This window comes from Halomonas sp. GFAJ-1 (assembly GCF_000236625.2).
GTDB lineage: Bacteria > Pseudomonadota > Gammaproteobacteria > Pseudomonadales > Halomonadaceae > Vreelandella.
In genome coordinates, this window is sequence record NZ_AHBC01000043.1 from 61,513 (window position 1) to 81,122 (window position 19,610).

Here is a 19,610-nt window from a genome sequence, read left to right on the forward strand (position 1 = left end):
TGTGAGTACTTATGTGATTGGCGATCTACACGGCTGCCATGCCGAGTTCGTCAGCCTGCTTGAGCAACTAAACTTTAATCCAGTCAAGGATGCGCTCTGGCTGGTAGGTGATTTAATCAACCGAGGTCCTGGCTCACTTGCTTGTCTCCGCGAGGCAAAAGCGCTGGGCAGTAGGTGCGTACTGGGTAACCACGATTTCCATCTGTTGGTGGTGGCCCGCGGGGGCGGCACGCTAAAAAAACACGACACCCTAAGCGATATTCTCACCGCGCCAGACCGCGAAGCGCTACTGGATTGGCTGCAAAGCCAGCCTCTGGCTATCCAGAACGGCAATACGCTGATGACACATGCCGGCGTTTTACCCACCTGGAGTGCCCAGCAAACGCTTTCGCTCAGCCAAGAGGTGCAAGCAGCGCTGACGGGCGAGCGCTCTGGGGATTTCTTAACCCAGCTGTTTGGCAATCAGCCAGACCGTTTCGATAACGCACTAGAAGGTGTTGACCGCCTACGCTGCATCGTCAATGTGTTAACGCGCATGCGCTTTATTGATGATCAGGGGCGGCTGGACTTTGCTGCAAAAGAGGGGCTGGATAGCGCTCCAGAAGGGTTTTATCCCTGGTTTCAGTACCCAAGAGGCGACGCGCTTCAACTGCTGTTTGGGCATTGGGCGGCGTTAGAAGGCCGAACGCCGGGTTCAAAGGTTAACGCTAGCGCCATCGATACGGGCTGTGTCTGGGGCGGTTCACTCACCGCGCTTAACCTAGACACCGGTGAGCGTACCAGCGTGCCAAGCCTGCAACGGAGGGGCCGTTAACGTGTTTAAGCAAGACCCTAAAGTAAAAGGGCTTGAGGTGCATCGGGTAGGGGGCGCCGTGCGGGATGAACTTCTGGGTTGGCCGGTTTACGATAACGATTGGGTGGTGGTCGGTGCGACGCCAGACATGATGCGTAAGCGAGGGTTCAAGCCTGTCGGTCGTGATTTTCCCGTATTCCTGCACCCAGAGACATCTGAGGAGTATGCATTAGCCCGCACCGAGCGCAAGTCAGGGCATGGCTACGGTGGTTTTGAGGTGCACGCGAGTCCAGATGTCACCCTAGAAGAGGACCTACTGCGGCGGGATTTAACGATCAATGCCATTGCCCAGCGTGCCGACGGAGAACTCACTGACCCATTTCATGGCCAGCAAGATATTGAAAATCGTTTGCTACGCCATGTTTCCCCTGCGTTTAGCGAAGACCCGTTGCGGGTGCTGCGTACCGCTCGCTTTCTGGCGCGCTATGCCAACCTGGGGTTCACCATCGCCGCTGAAACACTCGATTTAATGCAGCAGGTGAGCCATAGCGGTGAACTTGAACACCTAGCAGCAGAGCGGGTATGGGTCGAAACCGAAAAAGCACTGGCTGAACCAAGCCCTGATATCTATTTCACAACGCTACAACGCTGTGGCGCACTGTCCGTTTGGTGGCCAGAATTAAACGACCACCTGTCGGCAGGTTTAACGCGACTGATGCACGCGCCAGAGCAGACACACGTGCCATTAGCCCATTGGCGCTATGCGCTGCTTGTCTCGGTGCTGGTTGACCCACAACGCGATGCACTTGCTCAGCGCCTACGCTTGCCTAACGCCGTGGCCCAGCTTGCTCGCCATGTGGCGCTTAGCTTTAACCTGATGGCGGCACCGCTAACTGACGAGGGCGTGCTGCATTGGTTGGAACGTTTAGATGGGTGGCGAAAGCCCGAGCAGGTTAAGGCGCAGCTACAGCTTATCTGCCGGATTAATAGCGAGCTTGAAGCGCCGTTGCGTAACGCTTGGCAGGGAGCTAAGGCGGTTGATCCTCAAGCGCTGGTGAGCGAAGGCTTGCGTGGCGGTGCGCTGGGTGAGGCGCTGCGGGCACGGCGCCAACAGGCGGTCGCCAAGGCCCTTGCTTAGGCTATTATCTTGCTTGAGCTGCTCGGAGTTGAGGATCTGCCTGGGAAACCCAGCGGCCACGCCACTGAAAATCCACTGCCCATAAGCGCTGGTTGCCCAGCTTGAAGCGCTGCCACAGGGTGGCGTAAGGGGTTAAGCAGGCAGGGTGGCGCTGGGCGGGTAGAAGCTCGGCCAGCGGTTGTAGCACAAAAGCGTTGTGGGTGATTTCCGCGCGGGGCAGGGGAATGCCGTCCACAATGCCGTTGGCGTCACCCACTGTCAGCAGGTCTATATCCAGGGCTCTGGGGCTGCATTTTGTCATTTCTGGCGTGCGCCCGTGAGCGATTTCAAGCTGTTTGGCCCAGGCCTGTAGCTCACCCGCTGGCCAGTTGCTATGGAAGGCAACCACGGCGTTGTAAAAATTGCGGCTATCTTTAAAACCTACCGGTTCGCTTTCAAATATACGGGATATTTGCAGGTCGCCAAAGGTATCCTCAAGCGCATCCAGGCACAGTCGAATATGTTTGTCGGGGTGAATATTGCTGCCTAAACTGACGGTCACCAAGCTCATGAATGCGTAGCCTCGATGGCCTCCGGTAATTTGCCGCGGGTAATTTCAAGTCCTACGCTGGAAGCTTGGGGGACGGCTCCTGGTTTGCGTAGGGTGAGCCGTAACCAGCTAATCGAAAATTCGCTGCGTAAACACGCCGCGAGACGCTCAGCAAACGTTTCCACCAGGGCGAACTGGTGCTCATTGGCGAATTGCTGGATTCGTTGACAAATAGCGGCATAATCGAGCGTTAAACGTAAATCGTCTGTGGCCGCTGCAGGTCGAATATCCGTTGCTAGCGATAAATCCAAGCTCAGCGATTGCGTTATCGTGCGCTCCCAGTCGTACACACCGATGACGGTGTCTACGGTGAGTCCTTCGATCAAAATATGATCCACGGGCATTCCCCTAGCGGCAACAAGCGAGCGATTGTACTTGAGGTCGGCGCTAAACGACAGTAAGGCGATGGACAAGGTGAACAGAGCTAATGCGACTCACGGATGTCATCAGAACTAACGTTGTCAATCTAAAGGCCACCATAACGAATGCGAGCCGGCCATGATCTTGATAGTACTGGGCTATCTAAGCGGCAGCTGGTTGGCAGCGCTTAGCGTTTGTCGCCTCGCACAGGTGGCAGACCCAAGGTTTCATGGCTCATGTAACCCTGGTTTTTCAAACGTGCTACGCCTTTATGGGCCCCGCCTAGCGGCGGCAACGCTGCTGCTGGACGCACTGAAAGCGGTGCCCGCAGTATTGGCTGCCAAGCTTCTTGCGCTGCCTATTTGGCTGCAAGGGGCGGTGGGGTTAGCGGTGCTTTTAGGCCATAGCTACCCGCTATGGCATAAGTTTCGTGGTGGTAAAGCGGTAGCGAGTGCTTTCGGTGTATTGCTGGTGCTAGTGCCCAGTGTGGCGTTATTAAGTGCGGTGTGTTGGGCGCTATTAGCATGGCGGCTACGCACCGCCGCGGCGGCATCGGTAGTTAGCGCACTGGTCGCTCCTATAGCCTGTTACTGGTTAGCCCCAGAATATGTGAGCGTAGTGGGCGGGTTCAGCCTGTTGGTGTTGGCCCGCCACTGGTTAAATATTCGCCGTTTGCGCCAGGGTGAAGAGCCTAACCTGCGCGGTTAGGGGAAGGGGGAAGTAATGCATCTAGCGGCCAGCGGGGGGTTGCTTGCATTACCCCGTTTGTGTCTTGTTCGCCTGCGGCTAAGCGCTGAGCGCCTACATAGGCAATCATAGCGCCATTATCGGTACAGAAGCGCCCTCGTGGGTAGTAAGCGCAGGCGTTGCGTTTCTCAGTTTCCAGTGCCAATCGTTCGCGCAGCCGTGTATTGGCGCTTACGCCTCCCGCCATGACGATGCGCTTTAAGCCTGTTTGATCTAGCGCACGGCGGCATTTAATCACCAAGGTATCTACCACGGCTTCTTCGAACGCCCGCGCCACATCAGCCCGTGCTTGGCTATCTAACTCGCCGGCTGCTTCTAATTGACGAATGGCGGTGAGGGTGTGGGTTTTTAAGCCAGAAAAGCTGAAGTCCAAGCCGGGACGGTCGGTCATCGGGCGGGGGAAGCGAAACCGCTTGGGGTCGCCCTGCTCAGCCAGCTTGGCAATTAGTGGGCCGCCGGGGTAAGCAAGACCCAGCATTTTGGCGGCTTTATCAAACGCTTCACCTGCGGCATCGTCCACGGACTCGCCCAGTAGTTGATAGCGGCCTAAGCCCTGTACTTCAACAAGTTGCGTATGCCCGCCCGAAACGAGCAGTGCCACGAATGGAAAATCGGGCGCGTCATCCTCAAGCATGGGTGCCAGCAGATGGCCTTCCATGTGATGAACCCCCAGTACGGGGATGTCTAGCGCTCGTGCCATGCCGTGGGCGGTGCTGGCGCCAACCATCAGGGCGCCTACCAAGCCCGGGCCTGCGGTATAGGCAATGCCATCGAGGTCTTGTCGCGTGAGCTTAGCGTCGTGGAGTACCTGCTCAATGAGTGGCAGAAGCTTGCGTGTATGGTCGCGGGAGGCAAGCTCGGGGACGACGCCACCGTACTCCGCATGCATCGCAATTTGGCTGTAAAGCACGTCGGCCAACAAACCGCTGCCGCCCGTTTGCGCGGCGTCATAGATCGCGACGCCTGTTTCGTCGCAAGACGTTTCAATGCCCAGTACGCGCATAACAATGGAACCCGTTGAGATAGTCAGAAATAAGATGGTTGGAAAAGGCGTAAGTAATCGCTAAACGGCTTAGTCTAGCATTTGCAAAGATCGTCAACCACGACTAGACTACTGTGCGCTATAAAACTGGGTCGCATACCGCATTTTGCAGTATGCGTACTATCCGAAATCAAGACTCCTTAAGGTAGGTGAGTGCTTAATGCCTTCTGTAAAAGTACGTGATAACGAGCCGTTTGACGTCGCCCTGCGTCGCTTCAAGCGTTCTTGCGAAAAAGCCGGTGTTCTCTCTGAAGTACGCCGTCGCGAGCACTACGAGAAGCCGACTGCTGAGCGTAAGCGCAAAGCGGCAGCTGCCGTAAAACGTCACGCTAAGAAGATCCAGCGTGAGCAAAAGCGTTTCGAACGGCTCTATTGATCCGTACCTGGGGATAGCCAGCGTTGTTAGCGGGTTATCTCAAGAGGGATGCCAAGCGGCCGCCACTAGGTGGCCGTTTGTTTTTCATTGCTGGTAGTGATCTTTACTCTGTATTGCGTTGTTTAAGGTGATCAGGCGCGCTGCCTGATGACGTTAAACCCGCCCGCAAGCGCTTCGCGCGAGGATGCCCGCAGTTCATGGCTGGCCAGATTCCACAGCGTTTCATTGACGACTTGCTTGGCCGCGTAGATGTGGTTGAGGTGGTTGGTGAGCGCGTGCAGCTTAAGAAAGCTGGCCGAAACTACGCTGGTCTATGCCCCTTTCACCAGGAAAAAACACCGTCATTTACCGTAAGTGCCGACAAGCAGTTTTATCACTGCTTTGGCTGTGGCGCCCACGGTAATGCGCTACGCTTTTTAATGGAGTACGACAAGCTGCCGTTTCCAGAGGCGGTCGAGCAGTTGGCTGGCAGGTTGGGTATCGAAGTGCCTCGGGAAGGCGCTGACGACCCCCGCGCCCAGCAGCGTGAAAAAAAGCGTAAAGAGGGGGTTAACCTGCTGGAAGTAGCCGCTAGCTTTTACCGCGAGCGGTTAAAAATGCAGGAAGGGCAGAGCGCCCAGCGCTATTTACAGGGTCGCGGTTTATCGCCGGAGGTAGTCAGCACTTATGGCATTGGCTATGCGCCTGGGGGCTGGGAGGCGTTAAAGCAACACTTGAGCGCTAAAGGTATTGGTGAGTCGGTGCAGGTGGAGTATGGCCTGCTGATTCATCGTGAGGATACCGGGCGCACCTATGACCGCTTTCGTGACCGGGTGATGTTTCCGATCCGCGACCTGCGTGGTCGAACGATCGCCTTTGGTGGTCGGGTAATGGGCGATGAGCAGCCGAAGTACCTAAACTCGCCAGAAACCCCTGTCTTTCATAAGGGGCGAGAGCTTTACGGCTTGTATGAAGCGCGTCAATCCTCCAGCAAGCTTGAGCAGTTGGTGATTGTCGAGGGCTACATGGACGTCGTGGCTTTGGCTCAATACGGTATAAACAATGCTGTGGCCACGCTGGGAACAGCTACTACGGAAGATCACCTTAGCCGCCTGTTTCGCGTGGTTAGTCGGGTGGTGTTCTGCTTCGACGGGGATCGCGCTGGGCGCCAAGCCGCTAGCCGCGCCCTTGAAACAGCGTTGCCGCTAATGATTGACGGCCGCGAAGCACGGTTTCTGTTTTTACCGGAAGGCGATGATCCAGATACGCTGGTTCGTCGTGAGGGGAGTGAGGCATTTCAAAATCGCGTCACCTGTGCGATGCCCCTCTCGGAGTTTCTGTTTGAGCAAGCCGCCCAAGGGCGTGATCTCAATACGGTGGAAGGGCGTGAGCGGTTTGCCAGCCAGGTGCTTGAGGCGTTGAGCAAAGTGCCCGAGGGCATGCTCAAGTCGCTGCTGTTTGAGGCGCTGGCAAAGCGCAGTGGTTTGGCCCAGGCGCAGCTTCATGTGCTGCTTGAAAAGCGAGTGAGTGCAGCGGCTGCGCGAAAAGCGCCAGCAGATTGGGAGCCGGTAGAGGCAGTCGCAGAAGTGCCGATGCCGGAGGTGCCAGTTTCTACCGGCCGCGCAGCGTCTGGTCGTCCCACGGTCAGTGCACGTAGCCAGCATTCAGCACAGGTGCTTTCCACGGTGGCGCGTATTGTCCAGCTGTTGCTGCATGAGCCAACGCTGGTGTCAGCCCTGCCGGATACACTGGATTGGCTGCCTGAGAGTGACGAAACGCCGCTGTGTCGTGAACTGATCGCGCTACTGCGTGCCGGGCGTTACCGCAGCCCTCAAGTGGTGTTGGCACATTTTCAGGGAAGTCATGAGGGGCAAATGCTAGCAACGCTAGCGAAACGTGAGCTGCTTATACCGAAAGCGACGCGGGAAGCGGAACTTGAAGGGCTGGTTGAGCATCTGTTGGATAGACAGCGCAAGCGTTCACCTCAGGATGAGTATGACGCGTTGCTTAATCTAGAGCGCTCAGGGCAAAAGCTCGATAAGGCTCAGCGGCAGCGTTTAGCCAGTTTGGTAATGGAGCTTGCCCAGCGTCATTAAGCGGTGTTTAAGGCAGTGGGGTTGAATTTCTCTGCTTTGGCACCACATAAAGGTCAGTCGCCAAACACTGGCCTAACCGAATAACCTAACACACCTGAAAGACCGCGCAAATACGTTCCGCTGGAAAAAAACCAGCTATTTACGCTATACTGTTCGGCTTGTTGAGTTTAATCGATTCAGCGCTCCCAGGTGTTTCATTCTTCTTCGTCGAGATAGGGTTTCTATGGCTGGAAATGCGCAGCAGCAGTCGCGTCTGAAGGAGTTGATCGCGCGCGGCAAGGAACAGGGCTACCTGACCTATGCCGAGGTCAACGACCATCTACCCGAGGATATCGCCGACCCGGATCAAGTGGAAGACATCATTGGCATGATCAACGACATGGGTATTAGTGTCGCTGAAGAAGCGCCAGATGAAGACACTTTGATGATGTCGGATCACTCCACGGACGAGTCCGCTGCGGAAGAGGCCGTTGCGGCACTCGCCGCCGTGGAAAGCGACGTCGGTCGCACCACCGATCCCGTGCGTATGTACATGCGCGAGATGGGTACGGTTGAGCTTTTAACCCGTGAAGGCGAGATTGAAATCGCCAAACGGATTGAAGAGGGTACCCGTGAGGTAATGTCGTCTCTGGCCTATTTGCCGGGTGCCGTCGCGTCTATTCTTGACGCTTACGATGCCACCCAGGATGAAGAAGCGCCGGGGCGTTTGTCGGACCTGTTTTCTGGCTTCATCGATCCCGATGAAGGTATTCCTGGGGTAGCAGAAGCAGAAGTGCCTGAGCCAGAGCCTGAGCCCGAAATTGACGACGACGTTGATAATGACGGCGACGACGAGGACGAAGACTCCACCGCTAGCGAAGGCGGCCCGGATCCTGAAGAGGCGCGTGCGCGCTTTGAGCAGATTCGTGAGCAGAACGCTTTGGTTGAGGCCGCATTTGCTAAGTACGGCCGAGGCAGCGCCGAGTTGAAGGCGGAGCAGACTCGTCTGGCGGTTCTTTTCTCGCCCATCAAGTTAGTGCCGAAACATTTCGAGCGCTTAGTGGGTCAGGTGCGAATCAGTGTCGAGCAGGTGCGTGCCCAAGAAAAAGCGGTCATGCAGCTGTGTGTTAAGAAAGCGAAGGTGCCGCGTAAGACATTTATCAAGTCTTTCCCCGGTAGTGAATCTGACCCGAAGTGGTTAGACGCTTTCCAGGAAGCGCAGCCCAAGTATGCCGACCGCCTAGAGCCGCTGCGTGCTGATATCGCCCGCTCTCAGCGTAAAATCGCCTTTGAGGAAGACATGGTGCAACTCACCGTGGCTGACCTTAAAGAGGTTAACCGTAAGCTGTCCATTGGTGAGGCTAAAGCACGCCGCGCCAAGAAAGAGATGGTTGAGGCGAACCTGCGCTTGGTTATCTCGATTGCTAAGAAGTACACCAACCGTGGCCTGCAGTTCTTGGATCTTATCCAGGAAGGTAACATCGGTTTGATGAAGGCGGTGGACAAGTTTGAATACCGTCGCGGTTACAAGTTCTCGACCTATGCCACGTGGTGGATTCGCCAGGCGATCACCCGCTCTATTGCGGATCAGGCGCGCACCATCCGTATTCCGGTGCACATGATTGAGACGATCAACAAACTCAATCGCGTATCGCGCCAAATGCTGCAGGAAATGGGCCGCGAGCCGACCCCGGAAGAGCTGGGCGAACGCCTGGAGATGCCGGAAGACAAAGTGCGTAAAGTGCTCAAAATCGCCAAAGAGCCGATCTCCATGGAGACGCCCATTGGTGATGACGACGACTCGCACCTGGGCGACTTTATTGAAGATGGCACTATGCTGTTGCCAATCGATATGGCCACCGGTGAAGGCTTGATCGAAGCCACGCGTAACGTGCTTGGCGGTTTGACCGCCCGGGAAGCGAAGGTGCTGCGCATGCGTTTTGGTATCGATATGAATACCGACCATACGCTGGAAGAGGTGGGTAAACAGTTTGACGTTACCCGCGAGCGGATCCGCCAGATTGAAGCGAAGGCGCTGCGTAAGTTGCGTCATCCTAGCCGCTCTGAGCCGTTGCGTTCGTTCCTCGACGAGTAGGCATAAGCAGTAAGCTGAATCGTAAGTGGTAAGTGGTGAATAGAAAGTAGTCGCCGCTAAGATCCAAAAGCCCGCCGTTCAAAGAACGGCGGGCTTTTTTGCGTTGTACCCTGCAGGCACTTACTGCGTGTAGAGAGCCTACAACGTGTAGTAAGTGGCAGAGCCAGGGCCAACCGGCAGGCCGAAGACAAATACCCAGATAAAGAACAGTATCGTCCAGCCAACCAGCATAAACAGCGTATAAGGCAGCATAATAGCGACCAGTGTACCTATGCCCATATCCTTTCTGTAGCGTGTCGCCACGGCAAGAATCAGCCCAAAATAGCTCATCATTGGTGTGATCAGGTTAGTCACCGAATCGCCAATACGGTAAGCCGCTTGGATAACCTCTGGTGCGTACCCCATCAGCATTAGCATGGGTACAAAGATCGGTGCCGTTACTGCCCACTGGGCTGACGCGCTGCCAAGCGACAAGTTAACGAAGGCGCACATGATAATAAACAGCGCAAACAGGCCAGGGCCGCTTAATCCTAGTGACTGCAGCAAGTCTGCCCCGGCAACAGCGGTTACCGTGCCGAAATTACTCCAGTTAAACAGCGCCACAAACTGAGCCGCAAAGAACACCAGTACGATATAGAGGCCTAGGCTGCTCATGCTCTTTGCCATGGCGTCGACCACGTCGCGGTCATTTTGCATGGTGTTTGCTAAGCGGCCATAGGTGAAACCTAATACTGTAAAGGAGACTGCAACGATGACGACGATGCCGCGTAAGAACGGTGAGCCGCTAATTAAGCCGGTTTCAGGGTTACGCAAAATACCGTTCTCAGGTACCACCATAATTGCGACGAGAGCAATGAGCGCCAAGGTAGCTAGGCCAGTGCCTTTCAGCGCGCGCTTTTCGGTGCTGGTTAGGCCTTCCATACGCTGCTGGTCGATATCGCTATCGGCGTAAGTAGCATCAAATTTACCCAGTTTAGGCTCCACAACCCGCTCGGTGACTAAGCCGCCTATCAAGGTAACGAAGAAGGTGCTAGCAAACATAAAGAACCAGTTGGCCTCAGCGCCGACTACATAGGCGGGGTCGAGAAGGCGCGCGGCCTCCTGGGTGATGCCCGAAAGCAGCGGGTCAACAGTACCAATCAGCAGGTTAGCGCTGTAGCCACCGGACACGCCGCAGAAGGCGGCGGCAAGGCCTGCTAAGGGGTGACGCCCTAGCGAGTGAAAGATCATCGCGGCCAAGGGGATAAGTACTACATAGCCAAGCTCAGCCGCCATGTTAGACATAATGCCCGCAAATACCACGGCGTAAGTCACAATGCGCGGCGAGCGATTAAGCACCAGAGCGCGCATGCTGGCCGACAGGAGACCTGAATGTTCCGCTACGCCAACACCTAACATGGCCACTAGCACGGTGCCTAATGGTGCAAAGCTGGTGAAGTTGGTAACCATTTCGGTCACTAAGCGGCGCAGGCCCTCCGCATTTAGCAGTGAGTTAACCGCTATCCACTCTCCCTCATTAGCTGGCCGTGGGTCGGCCACAGAAACCCCTAGCGCGCTAGCAATGCCGCTGGCGACGACGACTAATACACAGAGAATGGCAAACAGGGTGACGGGGTGGGGCAGTAGATTGCCAAGCCACTCAACGCTATCGAGAAAGCGCGTAAACGCTCCTCTTTTTAGGTTTTCTTCACGATTTTGTGGAGTTGTCATATGATTTATGTCGTCAGTGTGGGTTTTTTTAGCAAAAGAGCCCAGAAGGCCTAGCGCGCGACACTACGTTGAAGCAGTGAATCGCGCAAATGGCTTTACGCATAGCGACATATAAAAAATGAAATACCGCCTTCACAAAGCAGGTGAGAAGAGCGAAGGCGGCGGTTAGTGCGGTTGGCGACAGGGCTAGCGAGTGGTGCGGCGTGCTTTATGAATACGTAGGGCGAGGAGGAGTAACTCAAGCGTGGCGAATAGTATTAGGCTATACCCGAGTAGCTCAACGACTTCTTCAGCGGCGCTTTTAAATGTCCCTACGTAGCTCTCTTCAAGTACCGCGCGCCAAAAATCTTGCCGACCATAAAGGCGTGAAAATATGTAGGTAGTCAGTAAGCCTGCGGTGAACAAGCCGAAGGCGAAGGTGTTGCTATAGTAAGTAAACTCTTCTAAAAAGCGACGCCAGTGGATAATGACCCAGGTAATGGAAGGAACAACAATGAGCGCAACCAGTACCTTCCAGGTGTGACGAGCAACATAGTTATCTAGAAAATAATCCTGTTCACGTACTAATGAGGCCGCAACAAAGGCCAGTAATAGCAGTGTAACGGTAGGCCAGACCTTGAGAACATGGCGAACATAAATCAGCATTGCGCAACACGTTGCCAATACCAAGGATTGGGTAATCTCCGTAAACCCTAGCTCTGAAAAGCGCACAGAAGGAAGATAAAGTGCTTCAAGATAAGCTCCCTGGGCAATGGCGCCAATAAATAAGACGTATAGCACTGCGCGCACTAGGATAGTTTGGAAGCCTATCGGCCAGGCAGGGGGAGAAGGCATACCAACATCCTTTATGTGTAGGCGGCATCGTTAATCGGGCATAAATACATGCATGTGTGAATGTTCATTATATCGTCACACTTATATGTTCGCACGTCGATATTGTGGTTATTAATTCGACGTTTGGGCACTAAGCCTACAAAGTGTTAGCTAGGCAGGGAATAACAATATTGTGAGGTTTCATAGGCATGGCTATTAGTGTGTTTGATCTATTCAGAATTGGTGTCGGGCCTTCCAGCTCCCATACGGTGGGGCCGATGCGCGCCGCCGGTGCGTTTGCGCGCTCGTTAGGGGAACAGTCACTCAACCGTCTTGTGGTAAGGCTGCATGGTTCACTAGCGTCGACGGGCGTGGGGCACGGCACTGACCGAGCAGTCGTTATGGGGCTACTGGGCGAAGCGCCTGAGACGATAGACCCCGATACTATCGAGCCAAGGTTGAACGCGCTTGACCAAGGCGAACTGTTACGTCTGCCTGGTGGACAAGCACTGGGGTTTGACCGCCAGCGTGATATTGAGTGGGAAGAGACCTGCTTAGCATTTCACCCTAATGCCATGGTGCTGACGGCTTATCAGGATGAAAACATCATTGCTACCAATACCTACTACTCCCTTGGGGGAGGCTTCTTTATTGATCAGGCAAGCGCCGATAAAGGCGGGTTTGAAGAAGACACAACAAGATTGCCTTACCCGTTTGAGACCGGCAACGAACTGCTTGAACTGTGCGAAACACATCAACTTCGAATCAGCGAGCTGATGCTGGAAAACGAGAAAGTCTGGCGCAGTGAAGAGGAGATTCGCCAAACACTACTGACGATTTGGCAGGCCATGAGCGACAGTATTGATAACGGCCTAAAGGCATCAGGATGCCTGCCGGGTGGGCTTAACGTCAGGCGACGCGCTCAGTCGCTGCACCAGCAGCTACTCTCGCCACCCGCTCACCAGCGGCTAATCGTATCTAGCTTTACCGTTATGGATTGGGTCAATCTCTTTGCCCTTGCCGTCAACGAAGAGAATGCCGCCGGGCGGCGTATGGTTACCGCCCCCACTAACGGCGCGGCGGGCATTGTGCCTGCGGTGTTGGCTTATTACCGTAAATTTGAACCAGACGCCTGCGACGGGGACGTTGTGGACTTTTTACTGGCCGCCGGGGCGATCGGTATTTTATGTAAGAAAAACGCCTCAATTTCTGGCGCTGAAGTTGGCTGCCAAGGGGAAGTAGGCTCCGCCTGTGCTATGGCGGCGGCAGGGTTGGCAGAGGTGTTGGGAGGCTCTGCGAAGCAGGTGGAAAATGCAGCAGAAATTGGCCTTGAACATAACCTCGGTCTTACCTGTGACCCGGTCGCGGGGCTGGTGCAGGTGCCCTGTATTGAACGTAATGCGATTGCCTCAGTAAAAGCAATTAACGCAGCGCGGATGGCGATGCATGGCGACGGCGACCATTTTGTCTCGCTGGATAAAGTCATACGCACCATGCGTGATACTGGCCGCGACATGCAGGATAAGTATAAAGAGACCTCCAAGGGCGGCTTAGCCGTCAATGCCATTGAGTGTTAAATCAGCGGGTTAATGGGCAGTGTGGTATTGATATTTTCCACCAAATAATCAACAAGCTGGCGGATTTTGGGCGATAGGTGGCGGTGGCGAGGGTACACCGCCCACACTGCCGTATCGTTGTGCTGGAAAGGCTCTAAAACGGACATTAGCTCGCCGCTAGCCAAGTGGGGCATGACGTAGTAATCGGGCAGTTGGGCAAGCCCTAGCCCCTTTAGCGCAGCATCAAGTAGCGCTGGCCCTGAATTGCCGCTCCAGCAGCCTTCCACCCGCACCTCGCGACGCTGTCCATTAACCTCGAATAGCCAGTTGGGCCGCGAGCCAATCAAGCAGCGGTGCTGGCTAAGCTCTGAAAGCGTGTGCGGCCGTGGCGCCTGGCGAAAATAGGCACGTGACCCCACGATATACTCCCGCCGCTCGCATAGCCTGCGCGCAATTAAGCTTGAGTCTTTGAGTACGCCCATGCGAATGGCGATATCGTAGCCCTCTTCAATCAGCTCCACAGGGCGATTGGTGAAGTGCATGTGTACATCTAGCTGAGGGTGCAGGCTTTGGAAATCATTGACCAGTGGCGCAATGTAGCGCTCGCCAAACGTGGTGGCGGAGGTCAGTTTCAATAGCCCTCGGGGTCTTGCCTGTAACTCATTAATAGCTTGTTCGGCATCCCGCAGGCCATCAAATAAGTGGCGGCAGTGCTCTACGTAGAGTGCGCCAGCATCGGTTAAGCGAATTTGCCGCGTGGTGCGATATAAAAGCTGCACACCCAGCTGGTTTTCAAGTTGGCTGACTAAGCGGCTGATATGCGAGGTGGATACCTTTAAGTGGCGGGCGGCGGCTGAAAATGTGCCGAGCCTCACCACTTCTACAAACGCTTCAATGCGGTCCCAGCGCTGCATAGGCGCTCCTGATAAAGAGTGATTGTTGCTCAGTGGCAATAATCTTATGAGTGTATCCCGCCTTATCCAAGCCGACTAGCTGACCTACACTGCAATCACTGACGTTTTAACCAAACCGAACATTCGCCTTTTGTGAAGACTGTTTAGGAGATCACACGATGAAATCACGTGCCGCCGTTGCATTAGAAGCGGGTAAACCGCTGGAGCTGGTCGAAATTGACGTGGAAGGTCCGAAAGCGGGTGAAGTGCTTGTCAGAATGGCGGCTACCAGTGTTTGCCATACAGACGCCTATACGCTTTCAGGCGCTGACCCTGAAGGTAACTTCCCGGCAGTGCTGGGCCATGAGGGCGCGGGTGTTGTGCAAGAAGTGGGTGAAGGTGTCACCAGCGTTAAGCCAGGTGATCATGTCATCCCGCTCTACACCGCTGAGTGTGGCAAGTGTAAATTCTGTTTGTCAGGCAAAACCAACCTGTGTGGCAGCGTACGCGCGACTCAGGGCAAGGGCGTAATGCCCGACGGTACGTCGCGTTTTTCGCTGGACGGTAAAATGCTCCACCACTACATGGGAACGTCCACCTTCAGTGAGTACACCGTGCTGCCGGAGGTTTCCCTTGCGGTCGTATCGAAAGAAGCACCGATGGATAAGATTTGCCTGCTAGGCTGCGGTGTGACTACCGGCATCGGCGCGGTGCTTAACACTGCCAAGGTTGAGCCAGGCTCCACCATTGCTGTGTTTGGCTTGGGTGCCATTGGTCTAGCGGTCATTCAAGGCGCAGTGATGGCTAAGGCATCGAAGATTATTGCTATCGATGTTAACCCTGATAAATTCGAGCTGGCCAAGCAGTTTGGGGCTACCGATTTTGTTAACCCGAAGGATTTCAGCGACCCGATTCAGCAGGTAATTGTTGATATGACCGACGGTGGCGTTGACTACTCCTTTGAGTGCATTGGCAACGTCAACGTGATGCGTTCAGCCCTTGAGTGCTGCCATAAAGGCTGGGGTGAGTCGATTGTTATTGGCGTAGCAGGTGCAGGTGAAGAGATATCCACCCGCCCGTTTCAGCTGGTCACCGGGCGTGTGTGGAAAGGATCCGCCTTTGGCGGGGTAAAAGGCCGCAGCGAGCTACCTGGCTACGTTGATCGCTATATGAGTGGCGAACTCAATATCGACGATTTTATTACCCACGATATGCCGTTTGAGAAGATTAACGAAGCGTTTGATCTACTGCACCAAGGCAAGAGCATTCGTACCGTCCTGCATTACTGAGTATTATCGGTACTGAGTATCAGTGGTAATCGGCTAAAAGAGCGCGGCAGGGAAGCCCAGCCGCGCTTTCATCTTCTCAAGGAGGCTGCCCATGAGCATGAGCGAAACGTTAGAACTGGTGTCGGCCAACCGCAGCTTTGGTGGTTGGCATAAGCGTTACCGTCACTACTCCCGGGCGCTGGACTGCGACATGGTGTTTGCGGTGTACCTGCCGCCCCAGGCAGAAAACGAGCGGGTACCGCTGTTATGGTGGTTGTCGGGTCTGACCTGCAATGACGAAAACTTTATGCAAAAGGCAGGCGCCCACCGCATTGCCGCAGAGTTGGGTGTGGCGATTGTTTGCCCCGATACCAGCCCGCGGGGCACCGACTTGCCCGGGGAGCATGAGAGCTATGACCTGGGCTCTGGCGCTGGTTTTTATGTTAACGCTACCCAGGCACCGTGGAAATCTAACTACCGCATGTATGACTATGTGGTGGAGGAGCTGCCTTCGGTAGTGCGCCAGCACTTCCCGGTTAATGGGCGCGAATCCATCAGCGGTCACTCCATGGGAGGGCACGGGGCGTTGATTCTCGCGCTGCGCCACCCGGGCAGGTTCCGCTCGGTGTCTGCGTTTGCCCCCGTCGTTAACCCCATGAACTGCCCCTGGGGGCAAAATGCGTTTACCAGTTATCTGGGCGATGATTCGTCTCGCTGGCGCCAGTATGACGCCTGCGAGCTGGTGGCAAACGGTGCTTCCCGACAACGGCTGTTTATCGACCAGGGTGAAGCCGACCAATTCTTAGAAGAGCAGTTGATGCCCGAGCGTTTAGAGGCCGTTTGTGAAGAGCATGATCACCCGCTTACGCTGCGTCGCCAGCCTGGTTACGATCACAGCTACTTCTTTATCGCCTCGTTCATTGAGGATCATATGCGTTATCATGCCGAACATCTCATGAAGCGCTAAGGATACCGAAATGCTCAATCGCGCGCTGCGCCGTTTTCTTCGCCATTTATGGCGTCTTGTTTGGCGTGGCGCGCTTGCGTTTGTGGTGCTTTCCATTGCTCTCGTTCTACTGTTTCGCTTTGTGCCGCCCCCGGGCTCTATGGTGATGGTGGAGCGTAAAGTACAAAGTTGGATAACCAGCGAACCGATCACAATAAACCGCCAATGGCGCAGTTGGGATAACCTGTCCAACAATGCCAAGCTTGCCGTGATTGCGGCTGAGGATCAGCGTTTTCCCGTTCATCGGGGGTTCGATATTGTTGAACTGCGCCGCGCTTGGCAGGCGAGTCGTGATGGCGCGCGGCTGCGCGGCGCTAGTACGTTAAGCCAGCAAACCGCTAAAAATGTGTTTTTGTGGAGCGGCCGCAGCTGGGTACGAAAAGGGCTGGAGGTGTGGTTCACACTGCTGATTGAAACACTGTGGAGTAAGCAGCGCATACTCGAGGTGTATCTTAACGTCGCCGAATGGGACACCGGGGTGTTTGGGCTGGAAGCAGCGGCTGACCACTACTTTGGCGCCTCAGGTAGCGCTTTAACCGAGCGACAGGCAAGCCTTTTAGCTGCGATTCTTCCCAGTCCGCGCACTCGCAGCGCATCGCGGCCCGATGCGCAGGTAGAGCGCCGCAGCCAGTGGATACGCCAGCAAATGCGCAATCTGGGTGGTACAAGCTATCTGGAGCGGCTTTAATCGTACTTTTCGTCGCCCACTCTAGGTAACTGCTCAATCTGAGGGCGAGCAAAATAATAGCCTTGCTGCACCGGTATCCCTAATGCCAACAAACAGCGCGACTCTTCACGGGTCTCGATGCCTTCGGCCACTAGGTGGACGTCCAGCGTATCCGCCAGAGAAACCAAACTTTTCAAAATAGCCTGACGCCGCTGGCTAGAGTCGCAGCCCATGACCAGTTCGCGGTCGATTTTAAGCGTATCAGGGCGAAGATCCGTGAGTAGGTCAAGGTTGGCGTAGCCGTTGCCAAAGTCATCCAGCGACGTGGTGAACCCCATGCGGCGGTAGCTCTCGATGATCGAGCGCATATGCGCACGGTCAACCACTCGCTCTGTTTCAGTAATCTCAAAGTTAAGCCGTTCGATGGGCCAACCTACCCGCTCTGACGTCTCAAGCGTTGCCTGGATACAGGCCTCCGGCTCATAAACAGCATTGGGTAGAAAGTTAATCGATAGCCGCTCCTGCATACCAAGTTCACTGGCAAGCTCTATAGCTTTAACACGGCATGCTTGGTCGAAGCGATACATCAATTCATCGGTAACTTGTTCAAGAATCGAAAAGGCCGACTCGCCGCTGATGCCACGCACTAGCGCTTCGTAATAAATGATGCGGCGTTTTTCCACATCCACAATGGGCTGAAATGCCATGGTGAAGGCAAAAGGAACGTCGGTGTCGCAGCGGTTGCAGACACCATTCACTCTGGCGCAGTGAGGTTGTACTGTCATCGTTATCCAAACCCTGGAATTTTTTTAACTATTTTCATTGGTTATTTTGTGCCTGGCCGCACTGCCAAAATCACCCCTGCAATGGCGACAAGCATCCCTATTAATCCAAGCAGTGGCAGGCGTTCGTCAAATAGCCACCACGCTTGTAACGCTGTAACTGGCGGTACCAGATAAAAAAGACTCGCTACCCGCGAGGCTTCCCCTTTTTTTATCAAGGCCATCAATAACAGGATAGCGGCAATTGAGAGGATCAGCACCAGCCAGCCAAGCGTAAGAATAAACGTTGGGCTCCAGTGTACTTCTCGGGTTTCAAACACCAGTGCCCCGATGCCCAACAGAACGCCAGCAGCCATGTACTGAACCACCGCCCCAGACAGTAGCGGCATACTGGTGCAGTAGCGTTTTTGATAAAGAGTGCCAAGTGATATGCCCAGCAATGCTGCGATAACGCTTAAAAGCGCGCCAAGGCCAAACCCCTCGAATAACGAACTGCCAAGCTCCAGTTTACTGCCCAGTACCAAGCTAATCCCTAATAACCCTAACAAAAGCCCCACCCATTGCCGGGTGCTTAAACGTTCACCAAGCAGCGGCCCTGCACAGGCGGCGGTGAGTAGAGGCTGTAAGCCGACCAAAAGCGCTGCGAGTCCGGCGGGCATACCCAGGTAAATACCGTAAAACACACCGCCTAAATAGGTAGCGTGCACCAGTAAACCAGAAACCCCTATATGTACCCATAACCTGGGTGAAGAAGGCCAAGAAATACGCATTAAGCTAATAAGAGGGATGAGCAGAAACAGGGTCAGGACGAAACGAATAAACAGGAAAGTGAAAGGTTCGGCATAGGGCAGGCCAAATTTGGCGCCAATAAAGCCTGTGCTCCATAGCAAAACGAAGACAACTGGCATAGCGGCTAGCCCCAGGGTAGGCAGATGCAGACTGTTTAATTTTTTTAAAGAATCGAACATAAGACCTCGGTGTGCTCCCAATTACGGGTGGTTTTATTACTTTAAAATTCTTTTTGTTACTTAAAATTACATAAAAAGTTGAACCTGCGCACAAGCAGCGCGTCACACTGGGCACATTCATAATGCGCCAATGAGGTTTCTTAACTATGCAACGTATAACTGCTCTGTTTTCTGCTGCTCTTCTCGCGACTGGTCTTCTGGCAGGTACTGCTCACGCCCAGCAAACCCAAGATCCAGCGCAAGATCCGATGGCTACCCAGCAAGCCCCAGCTCAGGACTTTTCTGATCAGCAGCTACAGCAGTTCGCCGATGCTTCTCAAGAAATCGCCGTGATCTCGCAAGAGTACACACAGCGTCTGCAGGAAGCAGAAGGTGAAGCTCAACAACAGGAAGTTCGTGCCGAAGCCAATGATCGTATGATCGAGATTGTTGAAGACAGCGGCTTGGATGTGGATACCTTCAACGCCATTGGTCAGTCTATCCAACAAGATCCAGAAATGATGCAGCGCGTTCAAGAAATGGCCGGTCAGTCTTAATCGCAGCGATTACTTCAAACTGTTTTCGTACCAACGTAACGATCGATATTGAGAGATAGTGACAGATTTTACTTAACCAGCGAAGTATCTGTTTTTTACATTCTCAGTGTCACCCTAAGCCCGGCGCATCAGCGCCGGGCTTTTTTTGTACCTTAGGGTTTACGCTGGCACCTAGCCCCGCCAGACTTAAAGCATACATAGGTGCTGTATACGGCCA

Annotated in this window: 19 protein-coding genes; 11 read left to right on the forward strand and 8 right to left on the reverse strand. The window is 54.5% G+C overall.

Translation table 11 applies throughout. From position 1 onward, the window contains the following. Window position 1 precedes the first annotated feature (1 nt). Window positions 2-814, forward strand: a complete 813-nt coding sequence (locus MOY_RS12570; RefSeq protein WP_009100319.1) for a symmetrical bis(5'-nucleosyl)-tetraphosphatase — start codon at window positions 2-4, stop codon at window positions 812-814. A 1-nt stretch (window position 815) separates the two neighbouring features. Beyond that, window positions 816-1,931 (forward strand): polynucleotide adenylyltransferase, encoded by a 1,116-nt coding sequence (locus tag MOY_RS12575; protein WP_009100320.1) that lies wholly within the window; start codon window positions 816-818, stop codon window positions 1,929-1,931. Window positions 1,932-1,935: 4 nt separating this feature from the next. On the opposite strand, the gene folK is transcribed toward MOY_RS12575, so the two are convergent. Both folK and folB read right to left on the reverse strand, forming a co-directional pair. Continuing rightward, on the reverse strand, window positions 1,936-2,481 hold the full coding sequence (gene folK / locus MOY_RS12580) for a 2-amino-4-hydroxy-6-hydroxymethyldihydropteridine diphosphokinase (protein ID WP_009100322.1): 546 nt from the start codon (window positions 2,479-2,481) through the stop codon (window positions 1,936-1,938). Beyond that, window positions 2,478-2,858, reverse strand: a complete 381-nt coding sequence (gene folB, locus MOY_RS12585; protein ID WP_009100325.1) for a dihydroneopterin aldolase — start codon at window positions 2,856-2,858, stop codon at window positions 2,478-2,480. Before folB ends, folK begins: the two co-directional genes overlap by 4 nt. 160 nt (window positions 2,859-3,018) lie before the next feature. Here folB and plsY point away from each other — a divergent pair, with 160 nt between their 5' ends. After that, entirely contained in the window at window positions 3,019-3,588 is a 570-nt protein-coding gene (plsY, locus tag MOY_RS12590) for a glycerol-3-phosphate 1-O-acyltransferase PlsY (protein WP_009100327.1), read from the forward strand. Here plsY and tsaD read toward each other — a convergent pair. Continuing rightward, window positions 3,572-4,630, reverse strand: a complete 1,059-nt coding sequence (gene tsaD, locus MOY_RS12595) for a tRNA (adenosine(37)-N6)-threonylcarbamoyltransferase complex transferase subunit TsaD (RefSeq protein ID WP_009100329.1) — start codon at window positions 4,628-4,630, stop codon at window positions 3,572-3,574. The two genes, plsY and tsaD, sit on opposite strands and share 17 nt — an antisense overlap. Before the next feature lie 199 nt (window positions 4,631-4,829). Here tsaD and rpsU point away from each other — a divergent pair, with 199 nt between their 5' ends. The 3 genes from rpsU to rpoD all read left to right on the forward strand — a co-directional run bounded on the left by rpsU (window position 4,830) and on the right by rpoD (window position 9,194). Then, window positions 4,830-5,045, forward strand: coding sequence for a 30S ribosomal protein S21 (rpsU, locus tag MOY_RS12600; protein WP_007113641.1), 216 nt, complete (start codon window positions 4,830-4,832; stop codon window positions 5,043-5,045). 197 nt (window positions 5,046-5,242) lie between these two features. Next, window positions 5,243-7,120 carry a DNA primase gene (gene dnaG, locus MOY_RS12605; RefSeq protein ID WP_009100333.1) on the forward strand — a complete coding sequence of 626 codons (1,878 nt, stop codon included), beginning with the start codon at window positions 5,243-5,245 and terminating at the stop codon, window positions 7,118-7,120. 223 nt (window positions 7,121-7,343) lie between these two features. Further along, entirely contained in the window at window positions 7,344-9,194 is a 1,851-nt protein-coding gene (gene rpoD / locus MOY_RS12610) for an RNA polymerase sigma factor RpoD (RefSeq protein WP_009100335.1), read from the forward strand. A 138-nt stretch (window positions 9,195-9,332) separates the two neighbouring features. On the opposite strand, the gene MOY_RS12615 is transcribed toward rpoD, so the two are convergent. Together MOY_RS12615 and MOY_RS12620 are read right to left on the reverse strand one after the other, a co-directional pair. Further along, window positions 9,333-10,904 carry an AbgT family transporter gene (locus MOY_RS12615; RefSeq protein WP_009100338.1) on the reverse strand — a complete coding sequence of 524 codons (1,572 nt, stop codon included), beginning with the start codon at window positions 10,902-10,904 and terminating at the stop codon, window positions 9,333-9,335. Between the two features lie 186 nt (window positions 10,905-11,090). Further along, the gene (locus tag MOY_RS12620; protein WP_009100339.1) at window positions 11,091-11,738 is read right to left on the reverse strand and encodes a hypothetical protein; all 648 of its coding nucleotides are present in this window, start codon (window positions 11,736-11,738) and stop codon (window positions 11,091-11,093) included. Between the two features lie 188 nt (window positions 11,739-11,926). On the opposite strand from MOY_RS12620, the gene MOY_RS12625 reads away from it, so the two are divergent. Next, a complete protein-coding gene (locus MOY_RS12625; RefSeq protein ID WP_009100340.1) occupies window positions 11,927-13,294 on the forward strand; it encodes an L-serine ammonia-lyase in 1,368 nt (455 codons plus the stop codon). Here the strand turns inward: MOY_RS12625 and MOY_RS12630 are convergent. Then, window positions 13,291-14,187 carry a LysR substrate-binding domain-containing protein gene (locus tag MOY_RS12630; protein WP_009100341.1) on the reverse strand — a complete coding sequence of 299 codons (897 nt, stop codon included), beginning with the start codon at window positions 14,185-14,187 and terminating at the stop codon, window positions 13,291-13,293. The genes MOY_RS12625 and MOY_RS12630 overlap by 4 nt on opposite strands. A 158-nt stretch (window positions 14,188-14,345) precedes the next feature. Here MOY_RS12630 and MOY_RS12635 point away from each other — a divergent pair, with 158 nt between their 5' ends. The 3 genes from MOY_RS12635 (at window position 14,346) to mtgA (ending at window position 17,128) form a co-directional block, all read left to right on the forward strand. Then, window positions 14,346-15,455, forward strand: a complete 1,110-nt coding sequence (locus MOY_RS12635; RefSeq protein ID WP_009100342.1) for an S-(hydroxymethyl)glutathione dehydrogenase/class III alcohol dehydrogenase — start codon at window positions 14,346-14,348, stop codon at window positions 15,453-15,455. Window positions 15,456-15,546: 91 nt separating this feature from the next. Next, the gene (fghA, locus tag MOY_RS12640; protein ID WP_035540706.1) at window positions 15,547-16,401 is read left to right on the forward strand and encodes an S-formylglutathione hydrolase; all 855 of its coding nucleotides are present in this window, start codon (window positions 15,547-15,549) and stop codon (window positions 16,399-16,401) included. A gap of 10 nt (window positions 16,402-16,411) precedes the next feature. Then, window positions 16,412-17,128 carry a monofunctional biosynthetic peptidoglycan transglycosylase gene (mtgA, locus tag MOY_RS12645; protein WP_009100344.1) on the forward strand — a complete coding sequence of 239 codons (717 nt, stop codon included), beginning with the start codon at window positions 16,412-16,414 and terminating at the stop codon, window positions 17,126-17,128. On the opposite strand, the gene MOY_RS12650 is transcribed toward mtgA, so the two are convergent. After that, complete coding sequence (locus MOY_RS12650) at window positions 17,125-17,892, reverse strand: EAL domain-containing protein (protein ID WP_443134862.1); 768 nt, start codon at window positions 17,890-17,892, stop codon at window positions 17,125-17,127. The genes mtgA and MOY_RS12650 overlap by 4 nt on opposite strands. 41 nt (window positions 17,893-17,933) lie before the next feature. Further along, complete coding sequence (locus tag MOY_RS12655; protein ID WP_009100346.1) at window positions 17,934-18,857, reverse strand: DMT family transporter; 924 nt, start codon at window positions 18,855-18,857, stop codon at window positions 17,934-17,936. 146 nt (window positions 18,858-19,003) lie between these two features. On the opposite strand from MOY_RS12655, the gene MOY_RS12660 reads away from it, so the two are divergent. After that, window positions 19,004-19,393 (forward strand): DUF4168 domain-containing protein, encoded by a 390-nt coding sequence (locus tag MOY_RS12660; protein ID WP_009100347.1) that lies wholly within the window; start codon window positions 19,004-19,006, stop codon window positions 19,391-19,393. The last annotated feature ends 217 nt before the right edge of the window (window positions 19,394-19,610 follow it).

Bases quoted from the DNA above. Each gene is read 5' to 3' on its own strand.
- folK (WP_009100322.1), bottom strand. From the start codon at position 2,481: ATGAGCTTGGTGACCGTCAGTTTAGGCAGCAATATTCACCCCGACAAA.
- plsY (WP_009100327.1), top strand. From the start codon at position 3,019: ATGATCTTGATAGTACTGGGCTATCTAAGCGGCAGCTGGTTGGCAGCG.
- tsaD (WP_009100329.1), bottom strand. From the start codon at position 4,630: ATGCGCGTACTGGGCATTGAAACGTCTTGCGACGAAACAGGCGTCGCG.
- rpsU (WP_007113641.1), top strand. From the start codon at position 4,830: ATGCCTTCTGTAAAAGTACGTGATAACGAGCCGTTTGACGTCGCCCTG.
- dnaG (WP_009100333.1), top strand. From the start codon at position 5,243: ATGGCTGGCCAGATTCCACAGCGTTTCATTGACGACTTGCTTGGCCGC.
- rpoD (WP_009100335.1), top strand. From the start codon at position 7,344: ATGGCTGGAAATGCGCAGCAGCAGTCGCGTCTGAAGGAGTTGATCGCG.
- MOY_RS12615 (WP_009100338.1), bottom strand. From the start codon at position 10,904: ATGACAACTCCACAAAATCGTGAAGAAAACCTAAAAAGAGGAGCGTTT.
- MOY_RS12620 (WP_009100339.1), bottom strand. From the start codon at position 11,738: ATGCCTTCTCCCCCTGCCTGGCCGATAGGCTTCCAAACTATCCTAGTG.
- MOY_RS12625 (WP_009100340.1), top strand. From the start codon at position 11,927: ATGGCTATTAGTGTGTTTGATCTATTCAGAATTGGTGTCGGGCCTTCC.
- MOY_RS12630 (WP_009100341.1), bottom strand. From the start codon at position 14,187: ATGCAGCGCTGGGACCGCATTGAAGCGTTTGTAGAAGTGGTGAGGCTC.
- MOY_RS12635 (WP_009100342.1), top strand. From the start codon at position 14,346: ATGAAATCACGTGCCGCCGTTGCATTAGAAGCGGGTAAACCGCTGGAG.
- fghA (WP_035540706.1), top strand. From the start codon at position 15,547: ATGAGCATGAGCGAAACGTTAGAACTGGTGTCGGCCAACCGCAGCTTT.
- mtgA (WP_009100344.1), top strand. From the start codon at position 16,412: ATGCTCAATCGCGCGCTGCGCCGTTTTCTTCGCCATTTATGGCGTCTT.
- MOY_RS12650 (WP_443134862.1), bottom strand. From the start codon at position 17,892: ATGACAGTACAACCTCACTGCGCCAGAGTGAATGGTGTCTGCAACCGC.
- MOY_RS12655 (WP_009100346.1), bottom strand. From the start codon at position 18,857: ATGTTCGATTCTTTAAAAAAATTAAACAGTCTGCATCTGCCTACCCTG.
- MOY_RS12660 (WP_009100347.1), top strand. From the start codon at position 19,004: ATGCAACGTATAACTGCTCTGTTTTCTGCTGCTCTTCTCGCGACTGGT.